Raw genomic sequence first — 26,093 nt, forward strand, 5'->3', positions numbered from 1 at the left:
ATCAGCAAAGCCAGCTCGCATGCATCAGCAGTTCAAGACTTGGACCGCTCCCCAATCATAGAGAACGGCCCTCTATGACTAGCTGGAGACACGCTCGATTTGCGCGCCGCACCGGGTCAGCTTGTCTTCGAGCCGCTCAAAACCACGATCCAGATGATAGACCCGGCTGACCGATGTTTCCCCTTCAGCTGCCAGTCCGGCAATCACCAGCGAGACAGAAGCTCGAAGGTCTGTTGCCATCACCGGTGCGCCCTGAAGAGCAGACACACCATCGACGATGGCGGTGCGGCCATCAATATGGATCTGCGCACCAAGGCGGGCCAGTTCCTGAACGTGCATGAAGCGGTTTTCGAAAATCGTTTCGGTGATCCGGCTCTGGCCACCTGCGCGGGTCATCAAAGCCATGAACTGAGCTTGCAGATCCGTTGGAAAGCCCGGAAAAGGCTCCGTCGTGATGTCCACAGGCTGGATGCCGTTGCCATTGCGATAGACTTTCAAACCGGTAGGCGTTTCGGTGATCTCGGTACCTGTCTGACGCAAGACATCAAGAGCACTGTGCAGCAGATCTGCGCGCGCGCCCTTGAGCAAGATCTCTCCCCCCGTCATGGCCACAGCCATAGCGTAGGTTCCGGTCTCGATCCGGTCAGCAACCACCGCATGATGAGCACCATGCAACCGATGAACACCCTGAATACGAATGGTTGGTGTTCCTGCCCCTTCGATCTTAGCGCCCATGGCGATCAGGCAATTGGCCAGATCAACGACTTCCGGTTCACAAGCAGCATTGATGATTTCCGTCTCGCCCTTGGCGAGGGTCGCTGCCATCATGATGGTGTGGGTCGCCCCGACGGACACCTTTGGAAACTCAACACGATTGCCAACCAGGCCACCAGGAGCCTTGACCACAACGTAACCGGCATCAATCTCGATATCCGCCCCAAGCGCTGCCAGGCCATCAATGAAGAAATCGACGGGGCGGGTGCCGATGGCACAACCGCCCGGCAAGGACACGCGGGCTTCATGCATGCGGGCCAACAACGGACCAATCACCCAGAAACTGGCGCGCATCTTGGACACCAGCTCATAAGGGGCTGTCGTGTCGACAATCTCGCGAGCTGTCAGGCTGAGGGTTTGACCTTCCAGCTCATCCTGGCCATTGCGCTTGCCGTTGACCGAATAATCGACACCGTGATTCGACAGGATCTGTGTCAGCTGTGCCACGTCACGCAAGCGCGGAACGTTGGAAAGCGTCAAGGTTTCATCGGTCAGCAGCGAGGCAATCATCAACGGCAGCGTTGCATTCTTCGCGCCTGAAATCGGAATAATGCCGTTGAGCTGCGCGCCCCCGACAACCTTTATGCTGTCCATAATCCCACCTTAATGGTCAATTGCCCCCGAATGCAGTCCCAAAAGGCTTGCTTCGCAGCGCTGTAAATCTTGTAAACTCGGCATCTACACGCAACATGTGGCCCATGCAAGGCAACAAGGCGGCAAGCCAAGGGCGATTGCGCCTGCAGCAGCCTTTCAGGATTTATATAAGCTCGCCCCAAATCCAGATCGCACTCGGAGCTTATTCATTTCCGGTCTCTAAGGCTTTGCGAACCTTCGCTGCTGATTTTCTCCGGCGCAAGTTTGCCCGCAGCGCTTCTGCCATGCGCTCTTCCTTTCCGGGCTTCTTAGACTTGGCCTTGGTCACAGGAACAGGCGGTGTCACTTGTGCCACATCTGCTGCATCCCCATTGTTCCCGGGACCTTCTCCGGATTTATCCTGCATTATGAATCGCCCAAACTTCCAACATTCTCGATAATCGCCTTGTCCAACGATACGCTGCCTAAAACAAACAAGGTCGCTGAATAGGTCTGCATCCTGACGCAAATTCCCCCTTTCCTCAACCGGCACGGCCCTCAGAAGGTGTTGCTGACAGATTGCCTGAGCTAACTCTCCTATATGCCTCTCCATACAGGCCGCGCAAGCTTGACGGACATATTGCGACCATCACCGCCCCGCTCAAAAAAGCTGACTTTCCACAGGCGATAGACAGACCAGGAACTTCAGCCCGCCGACCGGTTTCAGCGTCTTTTCCCACATCCCCCACGTGCCAGCGCAGATCCTTGGGCCATGCCTTGGGCTTCAATCGGAAAAACCGGAACTTGCCGCTTGCACGCTAAAGCCAACTGTGGCAAAAGCCCGAAATCCGGTTGGGTGTTCTGGCCGGTTACAAATGAAGTGCGTTGGATGTAAGGTTCGCCCCGAACTATTATTTGGACAGTGTTCAAATAAGCAGGACCCAACCATGGACTATAGATGCTGCCGTAGCTCAGGGGTAGAGCACTCCCTTGGTAAGGGAGAGGTCGAGAGTTCGAATCTCTCCGGCAGCACCATAAATCTTCAAAGCATGTTTATTTTTGTGTTTTTACATCTTCTTGCTGTTGCTTATGGCAACCGGAGAGGCAGCGACCTCTTGTCAATTGAATAACCACAATGAGTGATCAGCCTATCAAGCAAACCATTCTGAAGCGGGCTTTCTCTGCATTACATGGCAGCGCGACAGCCGCTTTCCCCTTGACTGTGGGCGTGGTCTACGCCGCCTGGATTCTGTCCGAACGCTTATTTTGCATCTGGCGCCAGGAAAAAGCCAGAATGAAGAGGCCTGTCAGAAACAGGATGATGGTCGGTGCCGGGGAGCTGTCGATCCAGAAGCTAAGATAAACACCGCCGAACATGGCTACAAGCGTTGTCAGGATGGCAATCAACATCATCGGCAAGAACTGACGGGTCAGCAGAAAAGCAATCGCACCGGGGGATATCAGCAGGCCGATGGCCAGAATGAGACCTACTGATTTGAGTGTCGCAACGATGGTGAGCGACAGGATCGACAACAGACCATAGTGCAGAACGCCGACCGGAAGACCGATGGCCCGCGCCTGTGCCGGATCAAATGCATGCAGCAGCAGATCTTTCCATTTGACGGCTAGCGTCAGGGTCACAAAAGCCCCGACAAGCCCAGCCGTCCAAAGGTCTTCAGCCCCAACACCCAGCATGTTGCCGAACAGGATATGATCGAGGTGTACGTTGGTGTCGACCTTGGTGTAGAGCACCATGCCGAAACCGAACATGCCGGAAAAAACCACGCCCATCACCGTGTCTTGTTTCACCCGGCTGTTGTCCTTGAGATAACCGGTCGCCAATGCGCAGGTCATGCCGGCACAAAACGCCCCGATCAAAAGCGGAATATTCAGCAAATAGGCTATGATAACGCCGGGCAGAACCGCGTGGCTGACCGCATCGCCCATGAGCGACCAGCCCTTGAGCACCAGAAAGCAGGACAGCATTGCCGTTGGCGGTGCCAGCAGAAGAACCACCCAAAAGGCATTCTGCATGAAGCCAAACTGGAACGGCATCAAGAGATCGTACATCACAGGTCTCCCGCTTTGGCCAACCGCAATGCTTCCGCCGCACGGCGCTTTGCGGCCAGAAGGCCATGTTTGGGTGCGAATACAAACACCAAAAGGAATATCAGTGTCTGCAGACATATGATGATGCCTCCGGTCGCCCCGTCCAGAAAGAACGACAGATAAGCACCCAGGAAACTGGTGATGGAACCGATGGCAACGCTCATGACCAAGAGCTTCGGGAAGCGGTCCGTCAACAAATAGGCCGTGGCGCCGGGAGTGACCACCAAGGCGATCACCAGAAAGGCACCAACAGTCTGAAGCGCCGCAACGCAAGAGGCAGACAAGAGCACGAAAAAGATGAACCGCAAGCGGGTCGGATTCAAGCCAATCGATCTGGCATGGTTCTCATCAAAGAAAGCCACCATAAGGTCCTTCCACTTGACCAGCAAAATAGCCAATGACACAAAACCGATTATGGCCAGCTGGAGCGTGTCTTCCGGCGTGATCGCCAGGATGTTGCCCATGATGATCGTGTTCACATTGACGGGCACCGGAGAGACCGAAACCATGAACAGTCCGAGCCCGAAAAAGCTCGTGAAGATGATGCCAATGACCGCATCTTCTTTCAGGCCAGTTCTCTGGTTCAAAAACAACATCGAGGCCGCAGCAAGCCCGCCGGACAGGAAAGCACCAAGGGCAAAAGGCAGCCCCAACATATAGGCTCCTGCGACACCGGGCACGATCGAGTGGCTCAAGGCATCGCCAATCAAAGACCATCCCTTGAGCATCAGGTAAGCCGACAGGAACGCACAGACCCCGCCAACCAGGGCGCTGACCCACATGGCGTTTGTCATATAGCCATAGTTAAACGGCTGGAGAAGAGCATCGATCAAGACGGTTCTCCCCGTTTTGGTTCACTTGGAGTTTCTTCGCCTTCCGTCTTTTTAAGCGTGTGCGTCTTGTCATCATACATGACAACCGGCCGCTCATCGTCCGTCAGGATGGTCACTGCGCGCGCATCATCATCATCGTGAAGATCAGACCCGCCCAAAACGAAATGGCGCAGGACCCCGCCAAAGGCCTGTTCGAGATTTTCGCGGGTAAATGTGGTCTCGGTCGGTCCGTAATTCAGCACCGTCCCCTTGACCAGAACCGTATGATCGCAGAACTCCGGCACCGAGCCCAGATTGTGGGTTGAGACCAGCATGACCCGGCCCTCGTCTCGCAATTCACGCAGCAGCTTGATGATCGCTTCTTCGGTCTGAACGTCCACACCGGTGAAAGGTTCATCGAGCAGGATCACCCAGCCGTCCTGGGCCAAGGCCCGCGCCAGAAACACACGCTTACGCTGACCGCCAGACAATTCACCAATCTGGCGCTTGCGATAGTCGGTCATTCCCACACGCGCCAGAGCCTGCGTGACAGCATCCCGATCCGCAGCAGAGGGGATCCTCAAAAACCCCATTCGTCCGAAGCGACCCATCATCACCACGTCTTCAACCAGAACAGGAAAGGACCAGTCGACCTCTTCAGCCTGCGGTACATAGGCAACGACGCCATCTTTCAGGGCTGATTTGACTGTCTGACCCAGGATCTGAATGTCGCCACCGGACAAGGGCAAAAAACCCATGATCGCTTTGAAGAGGGTCGACTTTCCAGCCCCGTTCACGCCGACCAGAGCGGCAATAGAGCCACGCGGAACAGAAAAGCCTGCATTGCTGAGAGCCGTCACACCATTGCGGTAGGTGACTGTCACCCCTTCAGCCCAGAGCCCTGCAGTCTCCGCACTGTTCACTTCACTCAAAGTCAAAATATGCGTCCAATTCAAACACCAGAGGCGCGGGGCCCCATTCTTTAGCTAAAACCTAGTGAGAACACACTCCCAAGTTCCGTTTCGGCAGCAGCTATTCGTTCATTTTACCGGACAGGCCAAGGGCAACCGTTTCCGTCGTCACTTTGAGCAGATCAAGATATGTCGGCACAGGGCCACCTGCTTCAGACAGGCTATCGACATAAAGAACGCCGCCGTAGTCGGCGCCGGTTTCGCGGGCCACTTGTTTAGCCGGGTCCGTGTTCACAGTGCTTTCACAAAAAACCACCGGAATGCTGTATTTTTTCACGGCATCGATGACCTTGCGGACTTGCTGCGGTGTTCCGGTCTGATCTGCGTTCATCGGCCAAAGGTAAACCTCCTTCATGCCAAGATCGCGGGCCACATAGGAAAAGGCCCCCTCGCATGTGACCAGCCAGCGTTTGTCTTCAGGCACCTCGGCGATCATCTGTCTCAAGGGTTCAATTGTCTCACGAATACGGGCCTTATAGTTCTCCGCATTCTCTGCATATAAGTCTGCGTGTTCAGGGTCCTGCTTTGCCATCGCATCACGAATATTGTCGACGTAAATCAGAGCATTGTCCGGCGACATCCAGGCATGGGGATTGGGCTTGCCCTCATAATTGCCTTCCCGGATCGATATCGGCACAACACCGTCTGATAGAGTCGCAGATGGAACATCACTCAGGTTGCTGAGAAACTGTTCGAACCACAGTTCGAGGTTCATGCCGTTGCGCAAGATCAGATCGGCATCCTGTGCCTTGATCAAGTCTCGCGGGGTCGGTTGATAGCCATGGATCTCGGCGCCCGGCTTGGTGACGGATTCCACGACAGCAGCATCACCAGCCACATTGCGCGCCATATCGGCCAGAACCGTAAAGGTTGTGATGACCTTGAATTTGTCAGCGGCCATTACGCTGCTCGCATTGATTGACCCTGCAGTTGCCAAGGCAGCAGCAATGCAAACATTCCATACCCGTTTCATGACGGTTCTCCATTTCGACTTTCAACGAGCGTAAATATGCAGGCGCACTAAAAATTGTCAATGCAATTAAGAATTATTCGCAATTAGGATTATCTACCTATCTTTGTTCATTCCAAACCAAAATGTGAGCGCGACAATCCAGTTCCGAACAATGCATAAAAATTGTCAGCTAAAGAGTTTTGCCTTCCGACTATCGACTGATGCTGTCGTCATGTTAAAGCAATATCCAACTGTTAGCGGGTGAACCAAATTTCAGGCTCCGTGCCATGAGCGGAGCCAAATTGCCATGTTTGCCAAGTAGATCGGAAAGAAACCATGCGTGTTGCAATGATCGGGACCGGATATGTAGGTCTTGTTTCAGGAGCCTGTTTTGCAGATTTTGGTCATGTTGTGACCTGTATCGACAAGGACGCTTCCAAGATCGATGCATTGAATGCTGGTGAAATTCCAATTTTTGAGCCCGGTCTGCAGCAGCTTGTCGCTGAGAATGTCAAAGAAAAACGGTTGTTTTTCACGACCGACCCCAAGGATGCGATCAGGGAAGCAGATGCGGTTTTCATCGCTGTTGGCACCCCGACACGGCGCGGCGATGGTCATGCTGACCTGTCATATGTTTACGCAGCTTCTGAAGAAATTGCAGGTTTGATAGAAGGCTTTACGGTCATCGTCACCAAATCGACTGTCCCTGTTGGCACAGGCGATGAGGTCGACGCCATCATGCGAAAGACCAAACCAGGTGCCGACTTTTCGGTTGTCTCCAACCCTGAGTTCCTGCGCGAAGGTGCGGCCATCAGAGACTTCAAACGGCCGGATCGGGTTGTTGTCGGAACAGAAGATGAGCGCGCGGAAAAGGTCATGCGCGAACTATATCGGCCGCTGTTTCTCAACGAGACCCCTATCATCGTGACCCGTCGGCGCACATCAGAACTCATCAAATATGCTGCCAATGGTTTCCTCGCGGTCAAGATTACCTTCATCAACGAAATCGCAGACCTATGTGAAAGCGTAGGCGCCAATGTTCAGGAGGTGTCTCGCGGCATAGGCCTGGACAATCGGATCGGGTCGAAGTTCCTTCACGCGGGACCTGGATATGGCGGATCGTGTTTTCCAAAGGACACTTTGGCCCTTTCGCGCATCGGCCACGACGCCGGGTCCGAGCTGAAGATCATAGACGCTGTGATTGAAGTAAACGCTGCCCGCAAAAAGAAGATGGCAGACAAGGTCATCACGCATATGAACGGCGATGTTGCCGGCAAGACAATCGCGCTTCTCGGCCTGGCTTTCAAACCAAACACAGACGACATGCGCGAAGCGCCATCTATCGAGATTATCGCCAAACTCCAGGCGGCCGGTGCCAAGATCCGCGCCTATGATCCTGCCGCCATGACAGAAGCCTCACACCTCATGAACGATGTCCTGTTCTGTGATGGCCCGTACCATGCAATCGAAAATGCTGATGCTGTTGTCATCGTGACGGAATGGGATCAGTTCCGCGCCCTAGATCTTGACCGGGTCAAGTCAACTCTCAAGGCTCCAAACGTCATCGATTTGCGTAATATTTATCAAAGCGACGACATGCTTGAACGCGGTTTCAGTTACACAAGCATTGGGCGCGCTTACTGATCAACAGCGGCTAGGGCGGATCTCTGCCGCCGTTTACCATCAAATCACATTAACGTTGGGTTAACCATATCGACCAGCTATATTTCCCTTAGTAGAAATTGGGAATATAGGAACCGCATTGTGCCCGCCGTAACACTCCCCCCCAGAGTGACACATGAAGGCTCTGGCCAGCAGCCATCTGCTGGCGAGTTGCCACAGGCCGTGTACCAAGCAAAGCCAAGCCGCCCGCTAAAACGAGCTCTTGATATCGCGCTTTCAGTCAGCGGCTTGATTCTATTGTCGCCTTTGCTTGTCGGCATCTCGATTGCGATCAAATTGACAAGCAAGGGTCATGTGTTGTTTCGCCAGGAGCGGCACGGGCTGAACGGAAACACCTTTATCCTCTATAAATTTCGCTCCATGTACGCTGATCGTTGCGATCGCTCAGGGGTGCAACAAACGGTTAAAGGCGACAGAAGGATTACGCCGGTTGGACGGTTCCTGCGGCAGAGTAATTTTGACGAACTGCCGCAGCTTTTCAATGTTCTGAAAGGCGACATGTCAATTGTCGGACCACGCCCACACGTTCCCGGCATGCTGGCCAATGGGATGCCTTACGAGCAATTCGACCCGCTCTACCAGAGCCGCCACCAGGTCCGCCCCGGCATCACCGGGCTGGCGCAGGCGAATGGATTTCGTGGAGAAACACGGGACCCTTATGCCGCTCACATGCGCCTCTATTACGATCTCACCTATATCGACAAAAGGTCCACATGGCTCGATTTCAAGATCATCATGGCCACTTTGGTCCGTGAATTCATCAAGGGAAACGGCAGCTAAAATTAACGGCTGGCGATTGAACCGCGCTCAACAGAGCTGCTGCAGACGTTTGGTTGTCTCACATCACCGAGAACATAAACCGGAACGCTAAAAAATCATCCCAGCAAACGGATCAGACGGGACAGCGCCAGCTCATAGCCTTGAGTCCCGCAACCGGCAATCACACCATCGGCCCGCATAGACACATAGGACTGGTGGCGAAACTCCTCCCGCTTGTGCACATTCGAGATATGCACTTCAAACACGGGAATGTCGCAAGCGTTCAAGGCATCCAGAATTGCAATCGACGTGTGCGTGTAGGCAGCAGGATTGATAATGAGACCACAAGCTCCCTCGCGGGCCTCATGGATCCAGTCGATCAGCTGATGCTCAGCATTGCTCTGCAAAAACCTTAAGCTTAAACCGGCAGCTTCAACGAGCTTCGAACACGCGACTTCAACATCTTGAAGAGTCTCATGGCCATAGATATCAGGCTGACGCTTGCCCAATAGATTGAGGTTCGGTCCATTCAAAATATAGACGGTTTTCACGTGCCCCACCCCAATTTTACTGCGCTCATGATTGCGAATTTCACCTCTTAAACGGGTACATCAACAACGCCTGGAACACCAGACCAGCTGAAAGACGCATTTCCTGATTTAATCGTATCTCTGCATATGCAAGCATTCGGCTGAAAAAGGCGGCCAAAACAACATCATTGCATTTCCCTGTGTCGTTACTTGCAAAATTTAGCTAAATTTAACCATGTTGGACCATTCTTCTGCGTGTCTCTGCATGGGAGTAGTCAGTTGATCCAACTCAGAAAAAGACTTGATAGCCTTGAGGCTTTCAACGCTGCAATTTCGGGTTTCCAGCACTTGCCGCACGAAACACTGACCAAATTTATCCTGGCTCACTACACCGTGGACCTGGACGTCATGTCGACTTTTTTGCAGGAAGATTGCAAAGCAGAGACTGCCGTAACCGCGCATGAACCCGCCAAGCAAGTTGCAGCCTAATCGACTACTTTCATTCTATTATGGAAGCTTGATGTTCAAATAAGCCTGAGCCGAGCCGTCTAACCGATAGAGGCAGTCTCAGGTTTAGGACCTTCACCCGGCGCACCCTGCCAAATTTTCTGGCGATTGCGAATTTCGCGCGGTGCAGGGCCAAAATAGCTTGCTGTCTTGATAAAGTCCCGAGGCTGCAGAACAACACTCGACACGCGCTGATAGAGAGCTTTTGCAGATATAGGCTTCGACAGCAATTCATGAACACCCAAGCGTCGCGCCTCGACAATCCGGCTTCGCTCCGTATGTGCTGTCACCATGATAATTGGAATATAGGCAAACGGATTGTTCGGACTGCGGATCATCCGCGCCATATCGGCACCATCAAGAATGGGCATCACCCAATCCATGATCAGGATATCAGGATTCGCGCGGTCCATCGCCTCAAGACCGGATGCACCGTCTTCAGCTTCAACAATACGCCTTGCACCGAACCCCTGCAGCATTGTCCGCAAGATGGTTCGCATGTAGGCGCTGTCCTCAACCACCAAGAATGTCAGCGATGCAAGGTCAAGACTCACCCGAATTCCTCCATGTCTTCGTTAAATGTGACATGAAAGTCTGAAAATAGCGTTATGAACGCGTGAAAGAAAAACAAATTTTCTAAACTATAATCTGGAAGGCTCTTACACGAATTATCTATTGGATACCGAACAGGACTTTCGCCGCCAGATTGCGATCGATCAATTCTCTCATCCTTGCATCGGAGTATGCCTGATGAACATTGTCGGCGAATCCGAGCGAAAAGTCATGGCTGTAGACGCGGCAATCTGCCGTTAGACTTTAAGTGTTCTAATCGGTAAAGTCCGCCAACATGTCAGAAAAACAAGGTTCCTAGAATGAACTACGAAGAAACCTTCGAACGCGCCATTGATGCCCTCAGGGATGAAAAGCGCTATCGGGTTTTTGCAGATTTAGAGCGGATCTCGGGAGAATTCCCCAAGGCTGTATGGCGCGCCGAGAATGGACTCGAGCGCGACATTACGGTCTGGTGTTCGAATGACTATCTCGGCATGGGCCAGAATCCCAAGGTGATCTCCGCCCTGACGGAGACTGCTGAGAAAATGGGAGCTGGTGCAGGCGGAACGCGAAACATTTCTGGCACGAACCACCCGCTTGTCCAGTTGGAAGAAGAGCTGGCCGACCTGCATGGCAAGGACGCAGCACTGGTTTTCACATCCGGCTTTGTATCGAATGAAGCTGCCATTTCGACAATTGCAAAGCTTCTTCCAGACTGCCTGATCCTGTCAGATCAGCTCAATCATGCCTCCATGATCGCGGGTGTAAGAGAAGCTGGAACAGCGAAACAGATCTGGCGTCACAACGATCTCGAACACCTTGAAGAGCTGCTCAAGGCAGCTGGTAACGACCGGGCAAAGCTGATTGTGTTTGAATCGGTCTATTCGATGGACGGAGACGTCGCGCCGATTGAGCAGATCGCAGATCTGGCAGACAAATATAACGCCATGACCTACATTGATGAGGTTCACGCGGTTGGCATGTATGGTGAGCGCGGCGCGGGCATTTGCGAACGCGACGGCGTTATGGATCGTATCGATGTCATCGAAGGCACAATGGCGAAAGCCTTCGGTGTCATGGGTGGCTACATTACAGCCAGCCAGGCAATCGTTGATTCTGTCCGCTCTTATGCGCCGGGCTTCATCTTTACCACAGCACTGCCCCCGAGCCTGGCTGCTGCTGCCTGTACATCCATTCGGCATCTGAAATCATCCCAAAGCGAGCGTACCACGCACCAGCGACAGGCGCAGACAACAAAAGACGCCCTTTGTGCGGCCGGACTGCCGGTTATGCTGTCGGAAACCCACATTGTCCCCGTGCTGGTCGCGAACCCGGATCTGTGCAAGAAAGCCAGCGATATGTTGCTGGACAAACACGGCATTTACATTCAGCCAATCAATTACCCGACGGTTCCGCGCGGGACAGAACGGCTGCGCATCACACCGACACCGTTGCACAACGATGAATTGGTTGCGCATCTGCGCGATGCGCTTGTCGATGTCTGGGAAACCCTTGGACTGCCAAAGGGAACTGTCGATGCTGATTGCAACATCGTTGATGCCAATGGCAACGTCGCACAATCTATCTACCCTGCGGCGGGTGGATGAACTGACTTCTGTCAATTTGGGATTGCAGATTTACCCATTGGTAAAGATGCTGCGTATTAACACAAAGATGCGCAGCATATTAACTTCAGTTTCAGCTGTTTCCGGCACAGTCTTCAGCGAGGCGAACGCCTCCTTTTGTAGCCGCGTAGACAGGTATCGGTATGCTTCCGAAACGAATTTCACAAGATGAGCAAGACCCTTTGTCACTGACAAACGTCAATAGCTCCCGGCATAATCCTTCCATATTGCGCGAAAATGCCCTGCTTCTTTCAGGGCTAGCCCTGGTTATTGTTGCTGCCAGCATGGTTGCCTCAACCTTGCTGATTTAACGCCCGGCTTATCTCACCTTCGCTGAGAACCCGCTTCACTTCGCAGACGCCACCGGCACATCTTCACGAACGCTCTCAAGATCATCATCTTCCAGGATGCGCCATTTAGCACCTTCAAGGTCATCATATTGACCGTGTTTGAGTGACCAGAGAAAGCCTGCCAAACCAAGCAGCCCAAGACATAGCGCGGCTGGGATTAAATAAATCAAAACGTCCATTCAGGGCTCCAGCTTTCGGGAACCATTGTGCCCCCACCTCAAGCGCAACGCATTTGCCGTGACCGCAATAGAAGACGCAGACATGGCAACGGCTGCCATCAAGGGCGTCACCAGGCCGATGACCGCCACGGGAACAGCCACGACATTGTAAAGCGCCGAAATCCAAAGGTTTTGCTCAATCGCTCTGCGAGCACGCCGGGAAATAGACAAAGCGTCAGCGACCGGCTGTAATCGCCCCCCAAGAAACACTGCATCAGCTGCAGCTTGAGACAGATGAACCGCGGTTACGGGCGAGAGTGATACATAGGCGCCAGCAAGCGCAGGTGCATCGTTAAGACCATCCCCCACCATCAAGACTTTTCGTCCGGACAGTTTCAAAGCCTCGAGATGAGCATATTTGTCACCAGGCTTCATCCCGGCTTTCCAATTGGTGATGCCAAGCTCCGCCGCGATCGCCATGACGGCACCTTGACGATCCCCGGACAATATTTCCAACTTGTACCCGACATGGCGCAATTGCTCGATGATTTCAGCCGCATCAGAGCGCAAGCTCTGGCGCACAGGCAAAAGCACAGCCGGTTGGTCTCCATGTTTCGCTGCAATGATAGAAGAGCCCGGATACCACTTCAACAAAGCCTCGACATCAGCCTCACGGACCCCGCAAAAGGCTGGACTGCCAAGCCGAAGGCCTTTGCCATCGATCACGGCCTCAACGCCAGCCCCTGGAACCTCAGTCACATCCTTGAAGGGCAAAATCGAGCCACTGGCTTTCACCAGAGCCATCGACAAGGGATGACGGCTGGAAAGAGCAAGACGGCCCGCGTTGGCCAGAAGCTCTTGAGGCACCGCCTCACCTGCCACAAGAACAGGTTCAGCGGTCGTCAATGTGCCGGTCTTATCGAACACGATCGTATCAACGTCCGACAAGCGTTCGATTGCGTCTTCCGAGTTGAGCAATACGCCAGAGCGGAAAAGTTGACCGGAGGCAACCACTTGGACCGCAGGGACTGCAAGTCCAAGCGCACAAGGGCATGTGATGATCAGCACCGAGATCGCAATCACCAATGATGCTTGCCAGTCGAGCCCGAAAGCAATCCAGCCAACAAAGGTCAGAAGGGCTGCTCCATGGACCAAGGGCGCATACAATTGGGCGGCCCTGTCGGCGATCCGCACATAAAGAGATTTGGCCTGCGCTGCGGTTTCCAGAAGGCGATTGACCTCATCAAGGAGTGTCGCCCCCGATGCCACACTGACCCGGAGCTGCAGCGTCCCTTCGCCGTTGACTGTACCAGCGTAGACCCGCTCGCCCTTTGTAACCGGGTGAAGCACCGTTTCTCCGGTAATCAGGCTTTGATCGATCTCGGAAGTCCCCTCCTCGATGACGCCATCAATTGGAATGCGATCCCCTGACATCACCAGAACGAGATCTCCCGGTGCAATCTTGGACAAGGGGACCTCCCGCACGGAGCCATCAGGTCCGATACGGGCTGCCACCTCGACCTTCAATGCGGCAATGTTTTCCGCAAAGGACCGCGTCCGCCCACGCATGTTGTGATCCAGATAGCGGCCCACCAGCAGGAAGAACAATAACATCACCGCAGACTCGAAGTAAGCGTGATGCTGATGCTGCATGGTTTGCACCACAGACACGGCTGCGGCCAAAGACACGCCAATGACAATTGGCACATCCATGTTCAGGCGCCCTGCGCGAAGAGCCCTGCCGGCACTGACAAAGAACGGCCGCCCGGCATAGGCAATCGTCGGCAATGCAATCAGCGCTGACAGCCAGTGGAAGAAATCACGGGTCTCAGGAGTGATGTCCGTTGCGTTCCCGGACCACACAGATATCGACAACAGCATGATATTCATGCCTGCAAAACCCGCCACAGCCATCGCGCGCAAAAGGGCCTGCCCCGCTTGGTCCCTGCGGTCTTTCTGGCGGGCCGGATCAAAGGGGTGCGCGGTGTAACCAAGCCTGGACAGCTCAGCGACGATTTCATCAGCCCCAGTCATGTCCGAATGCCAATCGACCGCCAGACGCTGGTTGGTCAGATTAACCCGCGCTTTTCGTATACCGGGAAGTCTCGCAAGGCCTCGTTCGATTTCTCCCATACAGGCGGCACACGTGATCCCATCAACGGCCAGGTCCATATGGACTGCCCCTTCATCGGCAGGGACCACGAACGCGTCCCAGTCACGTGTATGTGCGGCCATGACTTGACGCCTCATTCTTTCAAGAAAATACGGCTTTCAGAGCGAAACAAGCGTTCGTCAGCCCCGTTTGCCTCAATCACAACGTTCCAGTTGCCGGCGGACAAGCCAGCCGCGCCGCCCGTGTAAAGCCCACTTTCGCTCTCACGAAGCACGACTTCGACATCGTCCCCGTCGTGAGTCGGGTTTTGCAGCCGAGCCATGAAGGACAGACCCGTCAAAGGTGCACCCGTACTGTCGCGTGCGTGAACTTTGAGAAAACCTGATCCGCCCTGGCTGCGGGACAAGTCGGCTTTGACTTGCCAATTGCGTTCGGCTTGAGCTCTAGCGTTTGCAATCTCCTGATTATAATCCTGACCGGCTTGGTAGGAACTCTCCACCACCACGCCTGGGAAGGACCCGAGGGCCAGCCAGATGAAGACTGCATTGGCAGCGAAGATCACCGCGAAAAAGCCCATCAGCCAAAAGAGGACAGTGCGTCCGGTAAAGGCCTTCGGATCAACCTGCGAAGTATTGGAATGCATCATGGCCATGTCTTCTTCCTACGGTGCCTTGAAATAATCGTCGGCGATGACAACTTCGCCCATGACAGCTTCGGTGACGCGAAACACGACCTTTGTGCTTTTGGGCATTTCGACCCCGGCAGGTGAGTTCACCAGAACCCGAACTTCACGGGTCGTATCCGGGCCAACTTCAATGATCGGCCGCCCGGCAAAAACCGTATCAATGCCAACAACATCAACCCGCGTTTCCAACGGCATTCCCTCGACATGCAACATGAAATCGCGCTGATGGTTGCGCTTGTTGGAAATGCGAACGCTATAACCGTTGCGAATGGATCCATCCGTCTGGATGACAAAAATCGGGTTGCGGTCATGCACAACGCTGATCCCGGCAAAGTCTCTGGTCAGCAGGGCAAACAGCATGATGCCCCCAACGATGGCGATCACTGCCGCATAGATGACCGTACGCGCACGAACAATCTCGTACACAGACTCTTTGCCTGCAATCCGCCGTTCAATGTTCTCGTCAGTGTCATAACCAATCAGACCAGTCGGCTTGCCAACTTTGCTCATGATGTTGTCGCAGGCGTCGATGCACAGGCCGCACTGAATGCAATCCAGCTGTGTGCCCTTGCGAATATCGACGCCCGTTGGGCAGACATGAAGGCATTGATAGCAGTCAATACAGTCGCCAGCTGGAAGTCCCTGACCTTCCAGAACAAGGTTCTGTTTCAGCGAGCCACGAGGCTCGCCGCGGTCCCATTTATAGGCAACGTTGAGCGCCTTCTCATCGGTCAGCGCAGCCTGGATGCGAGGCCATGGGCACATATAGATGCAGACCTGCTCGCGCATGAACCCGGCCAGCAAATAGGTCGTTGCAGTCAGTATGCCGATCCAGAGATAAGCGCTGAATGGAGCCTGAAGCGTCGCTAGATCATAAACAAGCGTTGGGGCATCGGAGAAATAAAGCACCCAGGCTCCCCCCGTCCACCAGGCGATCATCAGCCAGAGGAAGTGCTTTGTAATGCGCCTCACAACCTTGTTGGCCGTCAGCGGAGCCTTGTCTAAAGCTATACGGTCCCGGCGATCGCCTTCAACCTTGCGCTCCACGTACAGAAACAGATCTGTCCAAACCGTTTGCGGACAAAGGTACCCGCACCAAATCCGGCCTGCCACAGCGTTCATCAGGAAAAGCCCGACGGCGGCAATGATCAAGAGACCTGTGATATAATAGACCTCCTGAGGCCAGATCTCGATGAAGAAAAAGTATCCTCGGCGGCCTGCCAGATCGATCAGAACAGCCTGATCCGGCGCATTGGGGCCCCGATCGTAGCGAATGAAGGGAAGAAAATAGTACAGCCCTAAAGTCACGAACAAGATCGCCCACTTGATCTTCCGAAAGGTGCCTTTGACGGACATCGGATAGATCTTGTTTGCCGAGGCGAACCATTCTTCCGGGTGTTCGGCTTTCGCGTTTTCGGCTTCGGCAGCCATTCCGCCCGTCCTTTTATGTTTCGGATCCCGCCCCCACCGGATCCTTCGCGCATCACAGGCCGGAAATTATCCGGCCTGAATTCTTGTCAAATTATGCCAATCAACGATCATTGGCTTTGCGCCTGATCAATTCGAACGGCATTTCCTAAGTCACAACCCAAGACTTAACGACCACCGCCAAACGAGTGGACATAGACCGCAAGTGACTTGATTGTCGCCTCATCAAGACGATCAACCCAGGCTGGCATGACACCGTTTCGAGGACGCGTAACCTGGGCTTTGATGGCATCAACTGACCTGCCATAAAGATAGGTTGCAGCCGTCAGGTTCGGCGCACCGAGCTCAACGTCGCCCTTCAGGTCATCGCCGTGACAGGCTGCACAATTGTCGGCATAGATGATCTCGCCCCCGGCAAGGTCCACACCTTCTTGAGCCTCAAGGCCAACCCTGGACGCCACGAAGTTGGAGACTTGCGAGATTTCCGCCTTGGTCAGCAGCTCATCCACACCGAACGCAGGCATGTCTCCGATCCGCGCGTCATCGTGATCAGAACGAATGCCGTAAAGCAGCGTTGTGTGGATGTCGTCGAACGAGCCGCCCCAGATCCAGTTGTCATCCTGCAAGTTTGGATAGCCCGCAGACCCCACCGCCCCAGAACCATGACAAGGGGCACAATTGTCACCAAAGGCTGCCTTGCCGTTGGCGGACGCGAACTCCAATAAGTCCGGTGTGGTGCGAATGTCCTCGAAGGAAGCAAGCACAAGCTTGTCTCCAGTTCCGGACCGCGCTGCCACCCCCGCATCATAGGCAGCAAGGGCATTGGCGCGCTGGCTATCCCCCAGAACGCCGGCTGAATAGCTCGAAATCGTCGGCCAGGACGGATAGACAACCCAATATCCAATCGCCCAAACGATGCAGGCATAGAAGGAGTAGAGCCACCAGCGTGGTAGAGGATTGTTGAGTTCCTTCAGACCATCCCACTCGTGGCCGGTGGTCTCAACGCCAGAAATCTGATCGACTTCCTTTTTGTAATCATCTGTCATGGGTCAATCCTCCCGAAACGGGATCTGAGAGGCTTCGTCGAAGTCCTTGCGGTTCTGCGGCCAGGCCACATAGGCCAGCACAACGCCAAACAGGATCATGAAGTAGAGCAGGCCCCAAACCTGGGCGAAGCCTGCGACAGCAGAATAGGTCTCGTTCATCGCATCACCTCAAGTTGGCCTTGTCGTCATAGATCGAGAAATCGACCATGGTTCCAAGCATCTGGAGATAGGCGACAAGAGCGTCCATCTCGGTCACATATTTCGGGTTGCCGTCGAAGTCCCTAACAAGGGCTGTCGGATAGCGCTCCATGAACTCATCTGCTGCATCCGTATCAGGCGTCGCCTGACCGATCAGATCCCGCGCTGCGTCATCGACCTGCTCTTGCGAATAGGGCACCCCGACAATGACGTTGGCCTTCAGGTGATCCGCGATATCGCGCGTATCGACCCGAGCTTCTGACAGGAATGGGTAGCCGGGCATGATGGAGGCCGGCACAACAGATCTTGGATCTGTCAGATGGCCGACGTGCCAGTCATCGGAATATTTGCCGCCGACACGCGCCAGATCAGGGCCGGTCCGCTTGGACCCCCACTGGAATGGATGGTCGTACATGGATTCCGCTGCCAGAGAGAAGTGGCCGTAGCGCTCCAGTTCATCCCGCATCGGACGGATCATCTGCGAATGACACAGATAGCACCCCTCGCGGATGTAGATGTTTCGACCCACAAGCTCCAACGGCGTGTAAGGGCGAACCCCTTCGGTCTCTTCAATCGTGCTCTTCAGATAGAAAAGCGGTGCAATCTCGACCAGGCCGCCGATGGCGACCATCACAAGAATACCGATCAACAGGATAAAGGAGTTCTTTTCGAAGATTTGGTGTTTAGACCATAGGGACATTTTTTCTCCTCCCTTCACTCTGCCGGAGCCATTGCGCCGCCAACGGCAGGAGAGGCTTCTTCAGCTTCGCCATGGCGCACGGTCATCCAGAGATTGAAGGCCATGATCAGGGCTCCAAGAACGAAGAGCGCTCCGCCAAGGGCTCGGATCACATAGAACGGGAACATCGCCTCAACGGTTTCGATGAAGGAGTATTCCAGGAAGCCAAGCGCATCATAGGCTCGCCACATCAGGCCCTGCATGATCCCGGACACCCACATCGATGTGATGTAGAGAACGATACCCAGGGTCGACACCCAGAAGTGCCAGTTCACCAATCTCAGCGAATAGAGTTCCTTCTTCTTCCAGAGCCATGGAACCAGGCAGTAGAGCGCTCCGAAGGAAATGTAACCAACCCAGCCCAGCGCGCCGGAATGCACATGACCGATGGTCCAGTCCGTATAGTGCGACAGGGAGTTCACCGACCGCAGGCTCATCAACGGGCCTTCAAAGGTGGACATGCCGTAGAAGGCGACAGACACCACCATCATGCGTAGAACCGGATCCGTTCTCAGCTTGTCCCATGCCCCTGAGAGGGTCATCAGACCGTTGATCATGCCGCCCCAGGATGGCATCCAGAGGATAATCGAGAAAGTCGCACCCAAGGTCGACGCCCACTGCGGCAGAGCCGTATAGTGAAGGTGATGAGGGCCTGCCCAGATATACAGGAAGATCAGCGCCCAAAAGTGCACAATGGACAGGCGGTAGGAATAGACCGGCCGCTCTGCCCGCTTGGGCACGAAGTAATACATGATGGCGAGAAAGCCAGCGGTGAGGAAGAACCCGACCGCGTTGTGGCCATACCACCACTGAACCATGGCATCTTGAACGCCAGACCAGACGATGTAGGACTTGGTGCCGTAAATCGAGACCGGGATTGTGGCATTGTTGATCAGGTGCAGCATGGCAATCGTCACGATGAAAGCCAGATAAAACCAGTTGGCCACATAGATGTGCGGTTCTTTCCGCTTCCACAGCGTGCCAAGGAACAGCATCAGATAAGCGACCCATACGATGGTCAGCCAGAGATCTGCATACCATTCAGGTTCGGCATATTCCTTTGATTGGGTTGCGCCCAGAAGGTAGCCCGTGCCTGCGACCAGAATGAAGACATTGTAGCCAATGATCACGAACCAGGGCAGCACCTGGCCCGGCATACGCACGCGGCAGGTGCGCTGCACCACATACATGGATGTCGCCAACAGCACGTTGCCACCGAACGCGAAGATCACGGCGGAGGTGTGCAAAGGACGCAGGCGCCCGAAGTTCGTCCACGGAAGGTCGAAGTTAAGCGCTGGCCAGGCCAATTGCGAGGCAATGATCAGCCCGACAGTAAAACCCGCAATCCCCCAGACCATGGATGCAACAACGCCAAACTTGATCGGCCCCATGTTGTAATTTGGCTTGCCGCCAATTTCCTGCGGGATCGCAATCCCGCCATCATCGAAGTAATTCTTGAAAATAACGAACACGCCGCCCGCAGCAAAGAATGCTCCGATGCTCGCGTGAAACGCCATCACGTGATCGTATGTTTTCCCTGCCACGATCAAGCAGGCGAAAGCCAACACAACAAGGAAAGCTGCAAACAAGCCTTCCTCGAGCGAAACCAATCGGGCCTTTACCTGTGCCATTATGCGCGCCCCAGTCATCAGTCATCTCTATCGTTGACCTGTGCCAACGATGACAAAGACAGTGCGCATGGCAGAGAAGATCTGACGTTGATTCAAATCAAGTCAGACAGGCTGACTAATCAAAAGGCAGCTTTAATGGCAATAAATCAGTGATGTGACGCACATGCAGGGACACAAGCCGGGCATGATCTGGAGCGCAGATGATTTATACGGCTCATTCAATTATTTGCCGGAAACGCCTGGAGCATCTGAAACTGAAGGTTTGATTGCTCCCAATATCATCCGGGTGGCGAATGGCAGCAGCAACACCATCCCGATGTATCGCACGAGCTGATGAGCGGCCACAAAGGCAGGGTCCATATCGAGCATGAACGCCAGCAGAGTCATGACTTCGAGCCCGCCGGGCGCATAGGCCAGCAGCAATTGGCCAAACGGCATCTGCATCACCACAGACACGACAAGCGCCATGCACGTGGAGACCACCAGTCCCACTGCCACAGCGCCTAGTCCTGCCTTCAGCAACGATAGAAAAACCCCAATTGTTGTCGACTGAAAGCGGCTACCAACAAAACATCCCAAGCCGATATAGCACGGAATCAAGACCGGTTCCGGCAAGGCCACCGGAAGTGTGCCTGAGGCATTCAGCGCCGAACTCATGAAGAACGCCCCGGTGAGCCAACCGCCAGGAACGCCCAGACGGACAGCAATCAAACTTGCGCTAATGCAAAGACCAAGCAGCACGGCCATTTGCGCAAGACTTGGCATGACCTCATGCTCCAGTCCATGAGGAGGATTTTCAGCCGTCGATGTGATGACCAGAGGCAAAACCGCGATCAGGATCAAGAGGCGTATCGATTGTGAGGCCGCAATCCGGGTCAAATCAACATTGCGTTCAGAAGCAATTGCAAAAACATAAGAAAGAGCGCCCGGAATCGCACCGAAATAAGCCGTTTCCCGGTCCCACTTCAACCAACCATGCAGATAGGTGTAAGTTGCCGCTGTGACCAGAACCACGACCAGGATCAGCCCTGCCATGGTCCAGGGCCAATGGCTAATTCGAACAACAACATCCGGTGTCACCCCTGCCCCCATGGACAGACCGAGAATGACGAACAAGCCGTTTCGGAGCGGGTCAGGCAAGGCAATAGGCAATCGGCCAAGCGCAGCAGCGGCAACCGCAATCATCGCTCCCGACATCCATGCCGCAGGCAAGCCAGCCAACGTCAAAGCGACACCGCCTAAGGTGCCGATCAGAAGCGTAAGCGCAACCTTGTACATAGTCTGTGCTGATGGAGCGTCACGCAGCAATTTTATGATCCCTTTCCCAACGACACGATCTCATTTCCTTGGAAACAGAACTCAAACACCGGTCAAAGCTGCTTCATCCAGATCTGGCCTGACCGGGTTCAAGAATGCTGTCCCGGAGATAAGTTCCAGCCTTTGAGCCCGAAGCACGGCCTCTCTCTGCTGCAAGAGCTCAATAAGCGCGACGAGTTTCGGCCATCTTTCGACGTCAAACTCTCTTTGATGCGGATAAAGCTGAAACCACCTGCAAAGGGTCGCGGCATAGAAGTCCAGAACAGAAAGCTCGGCTCCCAGCAGATATGGCCCACCGGACTTGACGGCACATGTCTCCAAGTGATCGAACCCATCGCGGATCCGGCTTTCCAGGCCAACTTTTAAAGCGTTGCAGCTTGCATCGCCCTCGACATAGCGCTGCGGACGAAAAGAGACCCGCATATCGGAATGCAGCGTATTGGACATGAAAAACAGCCAGGTTAGAAATGCACCACGATCAGAGGCACGTGGCTCAGGTGCAAGGCGTCCTTCACGATCTGCCAGATAAAGAAGGATGCCAGCGGTTTCAAAAAGCGGCGCGCTTTGGCTAGGGTCAACCAAAACCGGCATCAAACCTTGCGGATTGAACTTGAGATACTCCGCAGACCGGTTGGCCCGGTTAGCCCGATTGATTTCGACGAACCGATAAGGCAGGCCAAGCTCTTCCAGCGCAAAGCGCACAATCAGATTGGCGCTATCGAAAGAGCCATAGAGGCACAAAGAATTGTCGGCCGGATCCAGCAGATCTGTCATCTGTTTTTCCCAAGTGAGGCAAGAACAGCCGCGTGAACCGCGCCGCGAGCCGCCGAGATGCGACTGACTTGATCTTGCTCAAAGACGTCATTTGCCTCGCCTGCCAAATATGACGACATGACCGAAGCACCCTTATCTTATGCCATGCGCAACGTTCCGCGCTACACCAGTTATCCCACCGCACCGCATTTTCATGGTGGAATAACCAGCGACACCTATGCGCAGTGGCTGGCAAAACTGTCGCCTGAAGACAGCCTCTCGCTGTATCTTCACGTCCCGTTTTGCCGAGACATCTGCCATTATTGCGGTTGCCACACGAAGGCGACGCGGCAAGACGGTCCGCTGCTTGCCTATGGTATAACGCTTGAACAAGAGCTTGAGCTTGTCTCAGGCCACATAAAGAACTCAGGTCCAGTTCGACATATCCATTGGGGAGGCGGAACACCGAGCCTCTTGCCAGAAGAAAGCTTGCTGAATCTGGCCAATTCGATTCGTTCCTTGTTCGATTCAGAACCAGATATCGAACATGCAATCGAACTCGATCCACGTTTCGTCACAAGCTCTCTGGCCGAGACACTTGCACGAATGGGCGTCAACCGAACGAGCCTGGGCGTTCAGGATTTCGATCCAGCCGTCCAAAAGGCAATCGGTCGCATCCAGTCCTATGAGCTCGTCAGAATTGCCGTCGAGAACCTGCGCTCTGCCGGGCTTAATGCCCTGAATTTTGACCTGATGTATGGGCTTCCGGGACAAACACCCGAGACAATCCAGGAAACGGTGGCGCGCAGCATCGCATTGCAGCCAAGCAGGATCGCGCTGTTTGGCTACGCCCACGTGCCCTGGATGAAAAAGCACCAGCGGCTGATAGATGAAAGCCTGCTCCCTGGCACATCAGAACGCCTTGAGCTTGCTGAAACTGCCCGAAGCGCATTGCAGGCCGCCGGATATGTTGCCATTGGTCTTGACCACTTCGCCAGACCAGACGACAGCATGGCAATTGCCGAAAAATCTGGTGATCTCAAACGAAATTTCCAAGGCTATACGACTGATCGCGGAGACAGTTTGATCGGCTTGGGCGTTTCCTCAATTGGGAAACTCCAGCAGGGCTATGTCCAGAACATATCTGACGTTGGCAATTGGCGCCGGGCCATTTCAGAGAACAACCTTCCCACAGCCCGTGGAATCGCATTTTCGATGAATGACCGGCTTCGCGGCCAGATCATCGAACGGCTCATGACGGACCACGCCTGCGACCTGTCGAAGGTTTGCGCTCAGTTCTCCGAAGCCCCGCAAGCTTTAATGACTTCAATCGATACCCTGAAGCCATTGATAGAAGACAAGCTTGTAAGAGTTGATGAGTGGAAAGTGACCGTGCTGGCCAAAGGCCGTCCCTACGTGCGCTTGATTGCAGCTGCCTTCGACGCCTATTTACCGGGCGCCGAGGCAGGGGCGAAACGACATTCAATGGCGGTGTGATTTCAATGAATGCCGTTTGGGTCGATGGAAACACTTAAACAGTTTGTTGTCTTAGTGAATTCCCGTCATCTGGCAAAGCGAGCAGACTCGGTTCAGGTGGATCTTGTCTGCACGGTCAATGCGGATCACGCCCCGACGTTTCAGATCAGAGACAACACGGCTTACAGTTTCAATAGTCAAGCCAAGGTAATCGGCGATTTCCTGCCGGGTCATATGAAGCTGCAGATCACAGGTGTCTTCCGCCAAGGCAGGATCTGGACCAAGACAGCCAACACCCCCGCCCCTGTTCGGCACCAGATACATCAAGAATGATGCGACCCGCTCAACAGCTGACTTTCGACCCAGCAGAACAGTATGTTCATGTAGACTGCTCATCTGGTTCGTCAGGCACTTCATCAGCTGGCGCTGCATTTCGGTGGAGCCTTCAACCTGCTTGAGATTGACCTCGTGAAGGCTGGCTTCAGTAAGCGTCTCAGCCGTGCAATCATATTCTTCACCACTGGCCAGGCCGAAGATATCGCCAGCTCGCAGCATTTCAACAACCTGGCGTCGGCCATCCGGCAACAGCTTGAACAACATTATCGTTCCGGAGACCAACTGATACAGGCGCTTTGCCTCATCACCCTGATAATAAACGACATCATGCGCCTTGAATCTGGAGGCCTTCGATCCGAAACCCTCGAAAGTCCTTTGCACAGCCCGTGCCAATTGACGCGGACCTCCGCGAACATCACCAAATTGGCCACTCACGTCATGTTGCAGATAAGCCATGGGAAAACCCCTCCGTTACATGCAAAGAGCCTGATCTGCGAGGAATGGGCCGCGCGTTGATTGCTGACCTGGTTCCACCAATGACAATGTCCCGTCCGACTTGCCACCGCCTTTGCTAAGTGCAAGCTAAACAGATGTGAGGGAACACAACATTCGGTCGAATGCGTAAGGTCAACTACATACGAATTTGATAAATACGTATGTTTTCGTAGGGGTTTACAACGACCCCATGATCCGAACGACACGCGATGGCATCCGTCACTTCACAGCATGTGACTGCCCCAATCCATCAATATGAAGTGGTCGGACCAAGGTGGTAATTTAATTCAAATGCTCGGTGAGTGTCGAAAGCGATAGCGGCTTGCGCAAAACCGTAAGGGACGCGATGTCCGGCAAACTACGCTGCAGAAGCGCCTGCGAGCGACCTGAAATAACGATCACCCTTGGCGGCTCGGATTGGCCGCTCAGCATTTTGGCGACTTCCTCTCCGCCAATCCCAGGCAATCCAAGATCGACAATCACAACGTCATCAGTTCCCGGGATGGGCTGAGAAAGAAATGTCTCTGCGTCAAAATAGCACTGCGTATCATGCCCCAACCCACTCAACACGATGGCGAGAGCATCTGAAACCGCGGGGTCATCTTCGATGATGTGAATACGCAAGACCTGCTTCCCGCAGCTTTAGCAAATGACTGCGTAAAACATACATCAAGTCTTCGACCAAATCAGTACGCAGAAACACTGCCATTTCCGTCGATAGGATCCCTCAATCTTCGTCCGCCATAACTGTGCAGAACTGATTCTTCGGCGACAATCCGCAAACCTCTTCATCCACGAGCAAGGACGATGCGAACAAGGTCTGCCGCATTACGGGCACCCAACTTCTCCATAATACGAGCGCGGTGCACTTCTACCGTTCGCGGACTGATGCCCAGAATGCGACCGACTTCCTTGTTGGATGCACCACCAGTAATCTCCTGCAGGACTTCTTTTTCTCGCCGTGTCAGCAATTCTGACCCTTTGAAATTTGCAGGATCGTTATTTGCCTGACGCTTTTCCATCGCGGCAATGCCGTCATTGATCCGGCTAACAACGGTTTCCGCATTGAATGGCTTTTCGATAAAGTCAAAAGCCCCATAGCGAATGGCCTCGACAGCCATCGGGATATCGCCCTGACCAGATATGATGAAAATTGGCGCTGAATAGTCTTCAGCATTCAAAGCCTTGAGAATTTCAATTCCCGAACGCCCCGGCATATGCACATCCAAAAGCACACAGGCTGGATGTGTCTTGCTGGCAGACTTCACGAATGTATCGCCGTCAGAAAAGGTTTCTACAACAAAGCCTTCCATGCTGAAGACAACGGACAACGCATCTCGGACAGCAGGATCATCATCCACGATGTAGATGGCTTTTGCTTCGTTTGTCATCCGTTTCCATTCCTTCAAGTTCATTCCAAATCGAGGCTGGCCAGCCGATGCTGGTCAAATCGTTTCGGCCAAGTCTAGGCTGGCCTTGCGGTACCAGATACATTCTCGCAAGATATGTGGCGTCAACCTG

Annotated in this window: 26 protein-coding genes and 1 tRNA gene; 6 read left to right on the forward strand and 21 right to left on the reverse strand. The window is 54.0% G+C overall.

Annotated elements, in window-relative coordinates; translation table 11 throughout:
• Positions 1-78: 78 nt before the first annotated feature.
• Entirely contained in the window at positions 79-1,368 is a 1,290-nt protein-coding gene (gene murA / locus V6575_RS04330) for a UDP-N-acetylglucosamine 1-carboxyvinyltransferase (protein WP_340272870.1), read from the reverse strand.
• A gap of 202 nt (positions 1,369-1,570) precedes the next feature.
• Positions 1,571-1,774, reverse strand: a complete 204-nt coding sequence (locus V6575_RS04335; RefSeq protein WP_340272871.1) for a hypothetical protein — start codon at positions 1,772-1,774, stop codon at positions 1,571-1,573.
• Positions 1,775-2,307: 533 nt separating this feature from the next.
• On the opposite strand from V6575_RS04335, the gene V6575_RS04340 reads away from it, so the two are divergent.
• Positions 2,308-2,382: transfer RNA gene (locus V6575_RS04340), tRNA-Thr, on the forward strand.
• 198 nt (positions 2,383-2,580) lie between these two features.
• Here the strand turns inward: V6575_RS04340 and V6575_RS04345 are convergent.
• The 4 genes from V6575_RS04345 to V6575_RS04360 form a co-directional block, all read right to left on the reverse strand.
• Positions 2,581-3,417 carry a metal ABC transporter permease gene (locus tag V6575_RS04345; protein WP_340272872.1) on the reverse strand — a complete coding sequence of 279 codons (837 nt, stop codon included), beginning with the start codon at positions 3,415-3,417 and terminating at the stop codon, positions 2,581-2,583.
• Positions 3,417-4,289, reverse strand: coding sequence for a metal ABC transporter permease (locus V6575_RS04350; protein ID WP_340272873.1), 873 nt, complete (start codon positions 4,287-4,289; stop codon positions 3,417-3,419). Before V6575_RS04350 ends, V6575_RS04345 begins: the two co-directional genes overlap by 1 nt.
• A complete protein-coding gene (locus V6575_RS04355; protein ID WP_340272874.1) occupies positions 4,286-5,206 on the reverse strand; it encodes a manganese/iron ABC transporter ATP-binding protein in 921 nt (306 codons plus the stop codon). Before V6575_RS04355 ends, V6575_RS04350 begins: the two co-directional genes overlap by 4 nt.
• Positions 5,207-5,300: 94 nt before the next feature.
• Positions 5,301-6,212, reverse strand: a complete 912-nt coding sequence (locus V6575_RS04360; RefSeq protein ID WP_422785516.1) for a metal ABC transporter substrate-binding protein — start codon at positions 6,210-6,212, stop codon at positions 5,301-5,303.
• A gap of 315 nt (positions 6,213-6,527) precedes the next feature.
• Here V6575_RS04360 and V6575_RS04365 point away from each other — a divergent pair, with 315 nt between their 5' ends.
• Positions 6,528-7,835: a UDP-glucose dehydrogenase family protein gene (locus V6575_RS04365; protein WP_340272875.1), complete on the forward strand. Its 1,308-nt coding sequence runs from the start codon at positions 6,528-6,530 to the stop codon at positions 7,833-7,835.
• Positions 7,836-7,955: 120 nt separating this feature from the next.
• On the forward strand, positions 7,956-8,654 hold the full coding sequence (locus tag V6575_RS04370; protein ID WP_340272876.1) for a sugar transferase: 699 nt from the start codon (positions 7,956-7,958) through the stop codon (positions 8,652-8,654).
• Positions 8,655-8,749: 95 nt separating this feature from the next.
• Here the strand turns inward: V6575_RS04370 and aroQ are convergent, their stop codons facing one another.
• Positions 8,750-9,184: a type II 3-dehydroquinate dehydratase gene (aroQ, locus tag V6575_RS04375; RefSeq protein WP_340272877.1), complete on the reverse strand. Its 435-nt coding sequence runs from the start codon at positions 9,182-9,184 to the stop codon at positions 8,750-8,752.
• A gap of 258 nt (positions 9,185-9,442) precedes the next feature.
• On the opposite strand from aroQ, the gene V6575_RS04380 reads away from it, so the two are divergent.
• On the forward strand, positions 9,443-9,652 hold the full coding sequence (locus V6575_RS04380; RefSeq protein WP_340272878.1) for a hypothetical protein: 210 nt from the start codon (positions 9,443-9,445) through the stop codon (positions 9,650-9,652).
• A 59-nt stretch (positions 9,653-9,711) separates the two neighbouring features.
• Here V6575_RS04380 and V6575_RS04385 read toward each other — a convergent pair whose 3' ends face one another.
• The gene (locus tag V6575_RS04385; RefSeq protein WP_340272879.1) at positions 9,712-10,224 is read right to left on the reverse strand and encodes a response regulator; all 513 of its coding nucleotides are present in this window, start codon (positions 10,222-10,224) and stop codon (positions 9,712-9,714) included.
• A 318-nt stretch (positions 10,225-10,542) separates the two neighbouring features.
• Between V6575_RS04385 and hemA the strand changes: the two genes are divergently transcribed.
• On the forward strand, positions 10,543-11,829 hold the full coding sequence (hemA, locus tag V6575_RS04390; protein ID WP_340272880.1) for a 5-aminolevulinate synthase: 1,287 nt from the start codon (positions 10,543-10,545) through the stop codon (positions 11,827-11,829).
• Positions 11,830-12,193: 364 nt separating this feature from the next.
• Here hemA and ccoS read toward each other — a convergent pair whose 3' ends face one another.
• The 10 genes from ccoS to V6575_RS04440 form a co-directional block, all read right to left on the reverse strand.
• Positions 12,194-12,376 (reverse strand): cbb3-type cytochrome oxidase assembly protein CcoS, encoded by a 183-nt coding sequence (gene ccoS / locus V6575_RS04395; RefSeq protein WP_340272881.1) that lies wholly within the window; start codon positions 12,374-12,376, stop codon positions 12,194-12,196.
• A complete protein-coding gene (locus V6575_RS04400) occupies positions 12,377-14,590 on the reverse strand; it encodes a cation-translocating P-type ATPase (RefSeq protein WP_340272882.1) in 2,214 nt (737 codons plus the stop codon). It abuts the gene before it with no gap.
• Between the two features lie 11 nt (positions 14,591-14,601).
• Positions 14,602-15,120: a FixH family protein gene (locus V6575_RS04405; RefSeq protein ID WP_340272883.1), complete on the reverse strand. Its 519-nt coding sequence runs from the start codon at positions 15,118-15,120 to the stop codon at positions 14,602-14,604.
• 9 nt (positions 15,121-15,129) lie between these two features.
• Positions 15,130-16,584: a cytochrome c oxidase accessory protein CcoG gene (gene ccoG / locus V6575_RS04410; RefSeq protein ID WP_340272884.1), complete on the reverse strand. Its 1,455-nt coding sequence runs from the start codon at positions 16,582-16,584 to the stop codon at positions 15,130-15,132.
• Positions 16,585-16,748: 164 nt separating this feature from the next.
• Positions 16,749-17,627, reverse strand: coding sequence for a cytochrome-c oxidase, cbb3-type subunit III (gene ccoP / locus V6575_RS04415; RefSeq protein WP_340272885.1), 879 nt, complete (start codon positions 17,625-17,627; stop codon positions 16,749-16,751).
• Between the two features lie 3 nt (positions 17,628-17,630).
• Positions 17,631-17,786, reverse strand: a complete 156-nt coding sequence (locus V6575_RS04420) for a cbb3-type cytochrome c oxidase subunit 3 (protein WP_340272886.1) — start codon at positions 17,784-17,786, stop codon at positions 17,631-17,633.
• 4 nt (positions 17,787-17,790) lie between these two features.
• The gene (ccoO, locus tag V6575_RS04425; protein WP_340272887.1) at positions 17,791-18,525 is read right to left on the reverse strand and encodes a cytochrome-c oxidase, cbb3-type subunit II; all 735 of its coding nucleotides are present in this window, start codon (positions 18,523-18,525) and stop codon (positions 17,791-17,793) included.
• Positions 18,526-18,539: 14 nt separating this feature from the next.
• Entirely contained in the window at positions 18,540-20,195 is a 1,656-nt protein-coding gene (gene ccoN / locus V6575_RS04430; protein ID WP_340272888.1) for a cytochrome-c oxidase, cbb3-type subunit I, read from the reverse strand.
• A 222-nt stretch (positions 20,196-20,417) separates the two neighbouring features.
• Complete coding sequence (locus tag V6575_RS04435; protein WP_340272889.1) at positions 20,418-21,503, reverse strand: AbrB family transcriptional regulator; 1,086 nt, start codon at positions 21,501-21,503, stop codon at positions 20,418-20,420.
• A 51-nt stretch (positions 21,504-21,554) separates the two neighbouring features.
• The gene (locus V6575_RS04440) at positions 21,555-22,286 is read right to left on the reverse strand and encodes a glutathione S-transferase family protein (RefSeq protein WP_340272891.1); all 732 of its coding nucleotides are present in this window, start codon (positions 22,284-22,286) and stop codon (positions 21,555-21,557) included.
• Positions 22,287-22,403: 117 nt separating this feature from the next.
• Here V6575_RS04440 and hemN point away from each other — a divergent pair, with 117 nt between their 5' ends.
• Positions 22,404-23,762, forward strand: a complete 1,359-nt coding sequence (gene hemN, locus V6575_RS04445) for an oxygen-independent coproporphyrinogen III oxidase (RefSeq protein WP_340272892.1) — start codon at positions 22,404-22,406, stop codon at positions 23,760-23,762.
• Between the two features lie 51 nt (positions 23,763-23,813).
• Here the strand turns inward: hemN and V6575_RS04450 are convergent, their stop codons facing one another.
• The 3 genes from V6575_RS04450 to V6575_RS04460 all read right to left on the reverse strand — a co-directional run bounded on the left by V6575_RS04450 (position 23,814) and on the right by V6575_RS04460 (position 25,963).
• Positions 23,814-24,533, reverse strand: coding sequence for a Crp/Fnr family transcriptional regulator (locus V6575_RS04450; protein WP_340272894.1), 720 nt, complete (start codon positions 24,531-24,533; stop codon positions 23,814-23,816).
• A gap of 321 nt (positions 24,534-24,854) precedes the next feature.
• Positions 24,855-25,196, reverse strand: a complete 342-nt coding sequence (locus tag V6575_RS04455; RefSeq protein WP_340272895.1) for a response regulator — start codon at positions 25,194-25,196, stop codon at positions 24,855-24,857.
• 164 nt (positions 25,197-25,360) lie between these two features.
• The gene (locus V6575_RS04460; RefSeq protein WP_340272896.1) at positions 25,361-25,963 is read right to left on the reverse strand and encodes a response regulator transcription factor; all 603 of its coding nucleotides are present in this window, start codon (positions 25,961-25,963) and stop codon (positions 25,361-25,363) included.
• Positions 25,964-26,093 lie beyond the last annotated feature (130 nt).

Source organism: Roseibium algae, assembly GCF_037783265.1.
GTDB classification, from domain to species: Bacteria; Pseudomonadota; Alphaproteobacteria; order Rhizobiales; family Stappiaceae; genus Roseibium; species Roseibium algae.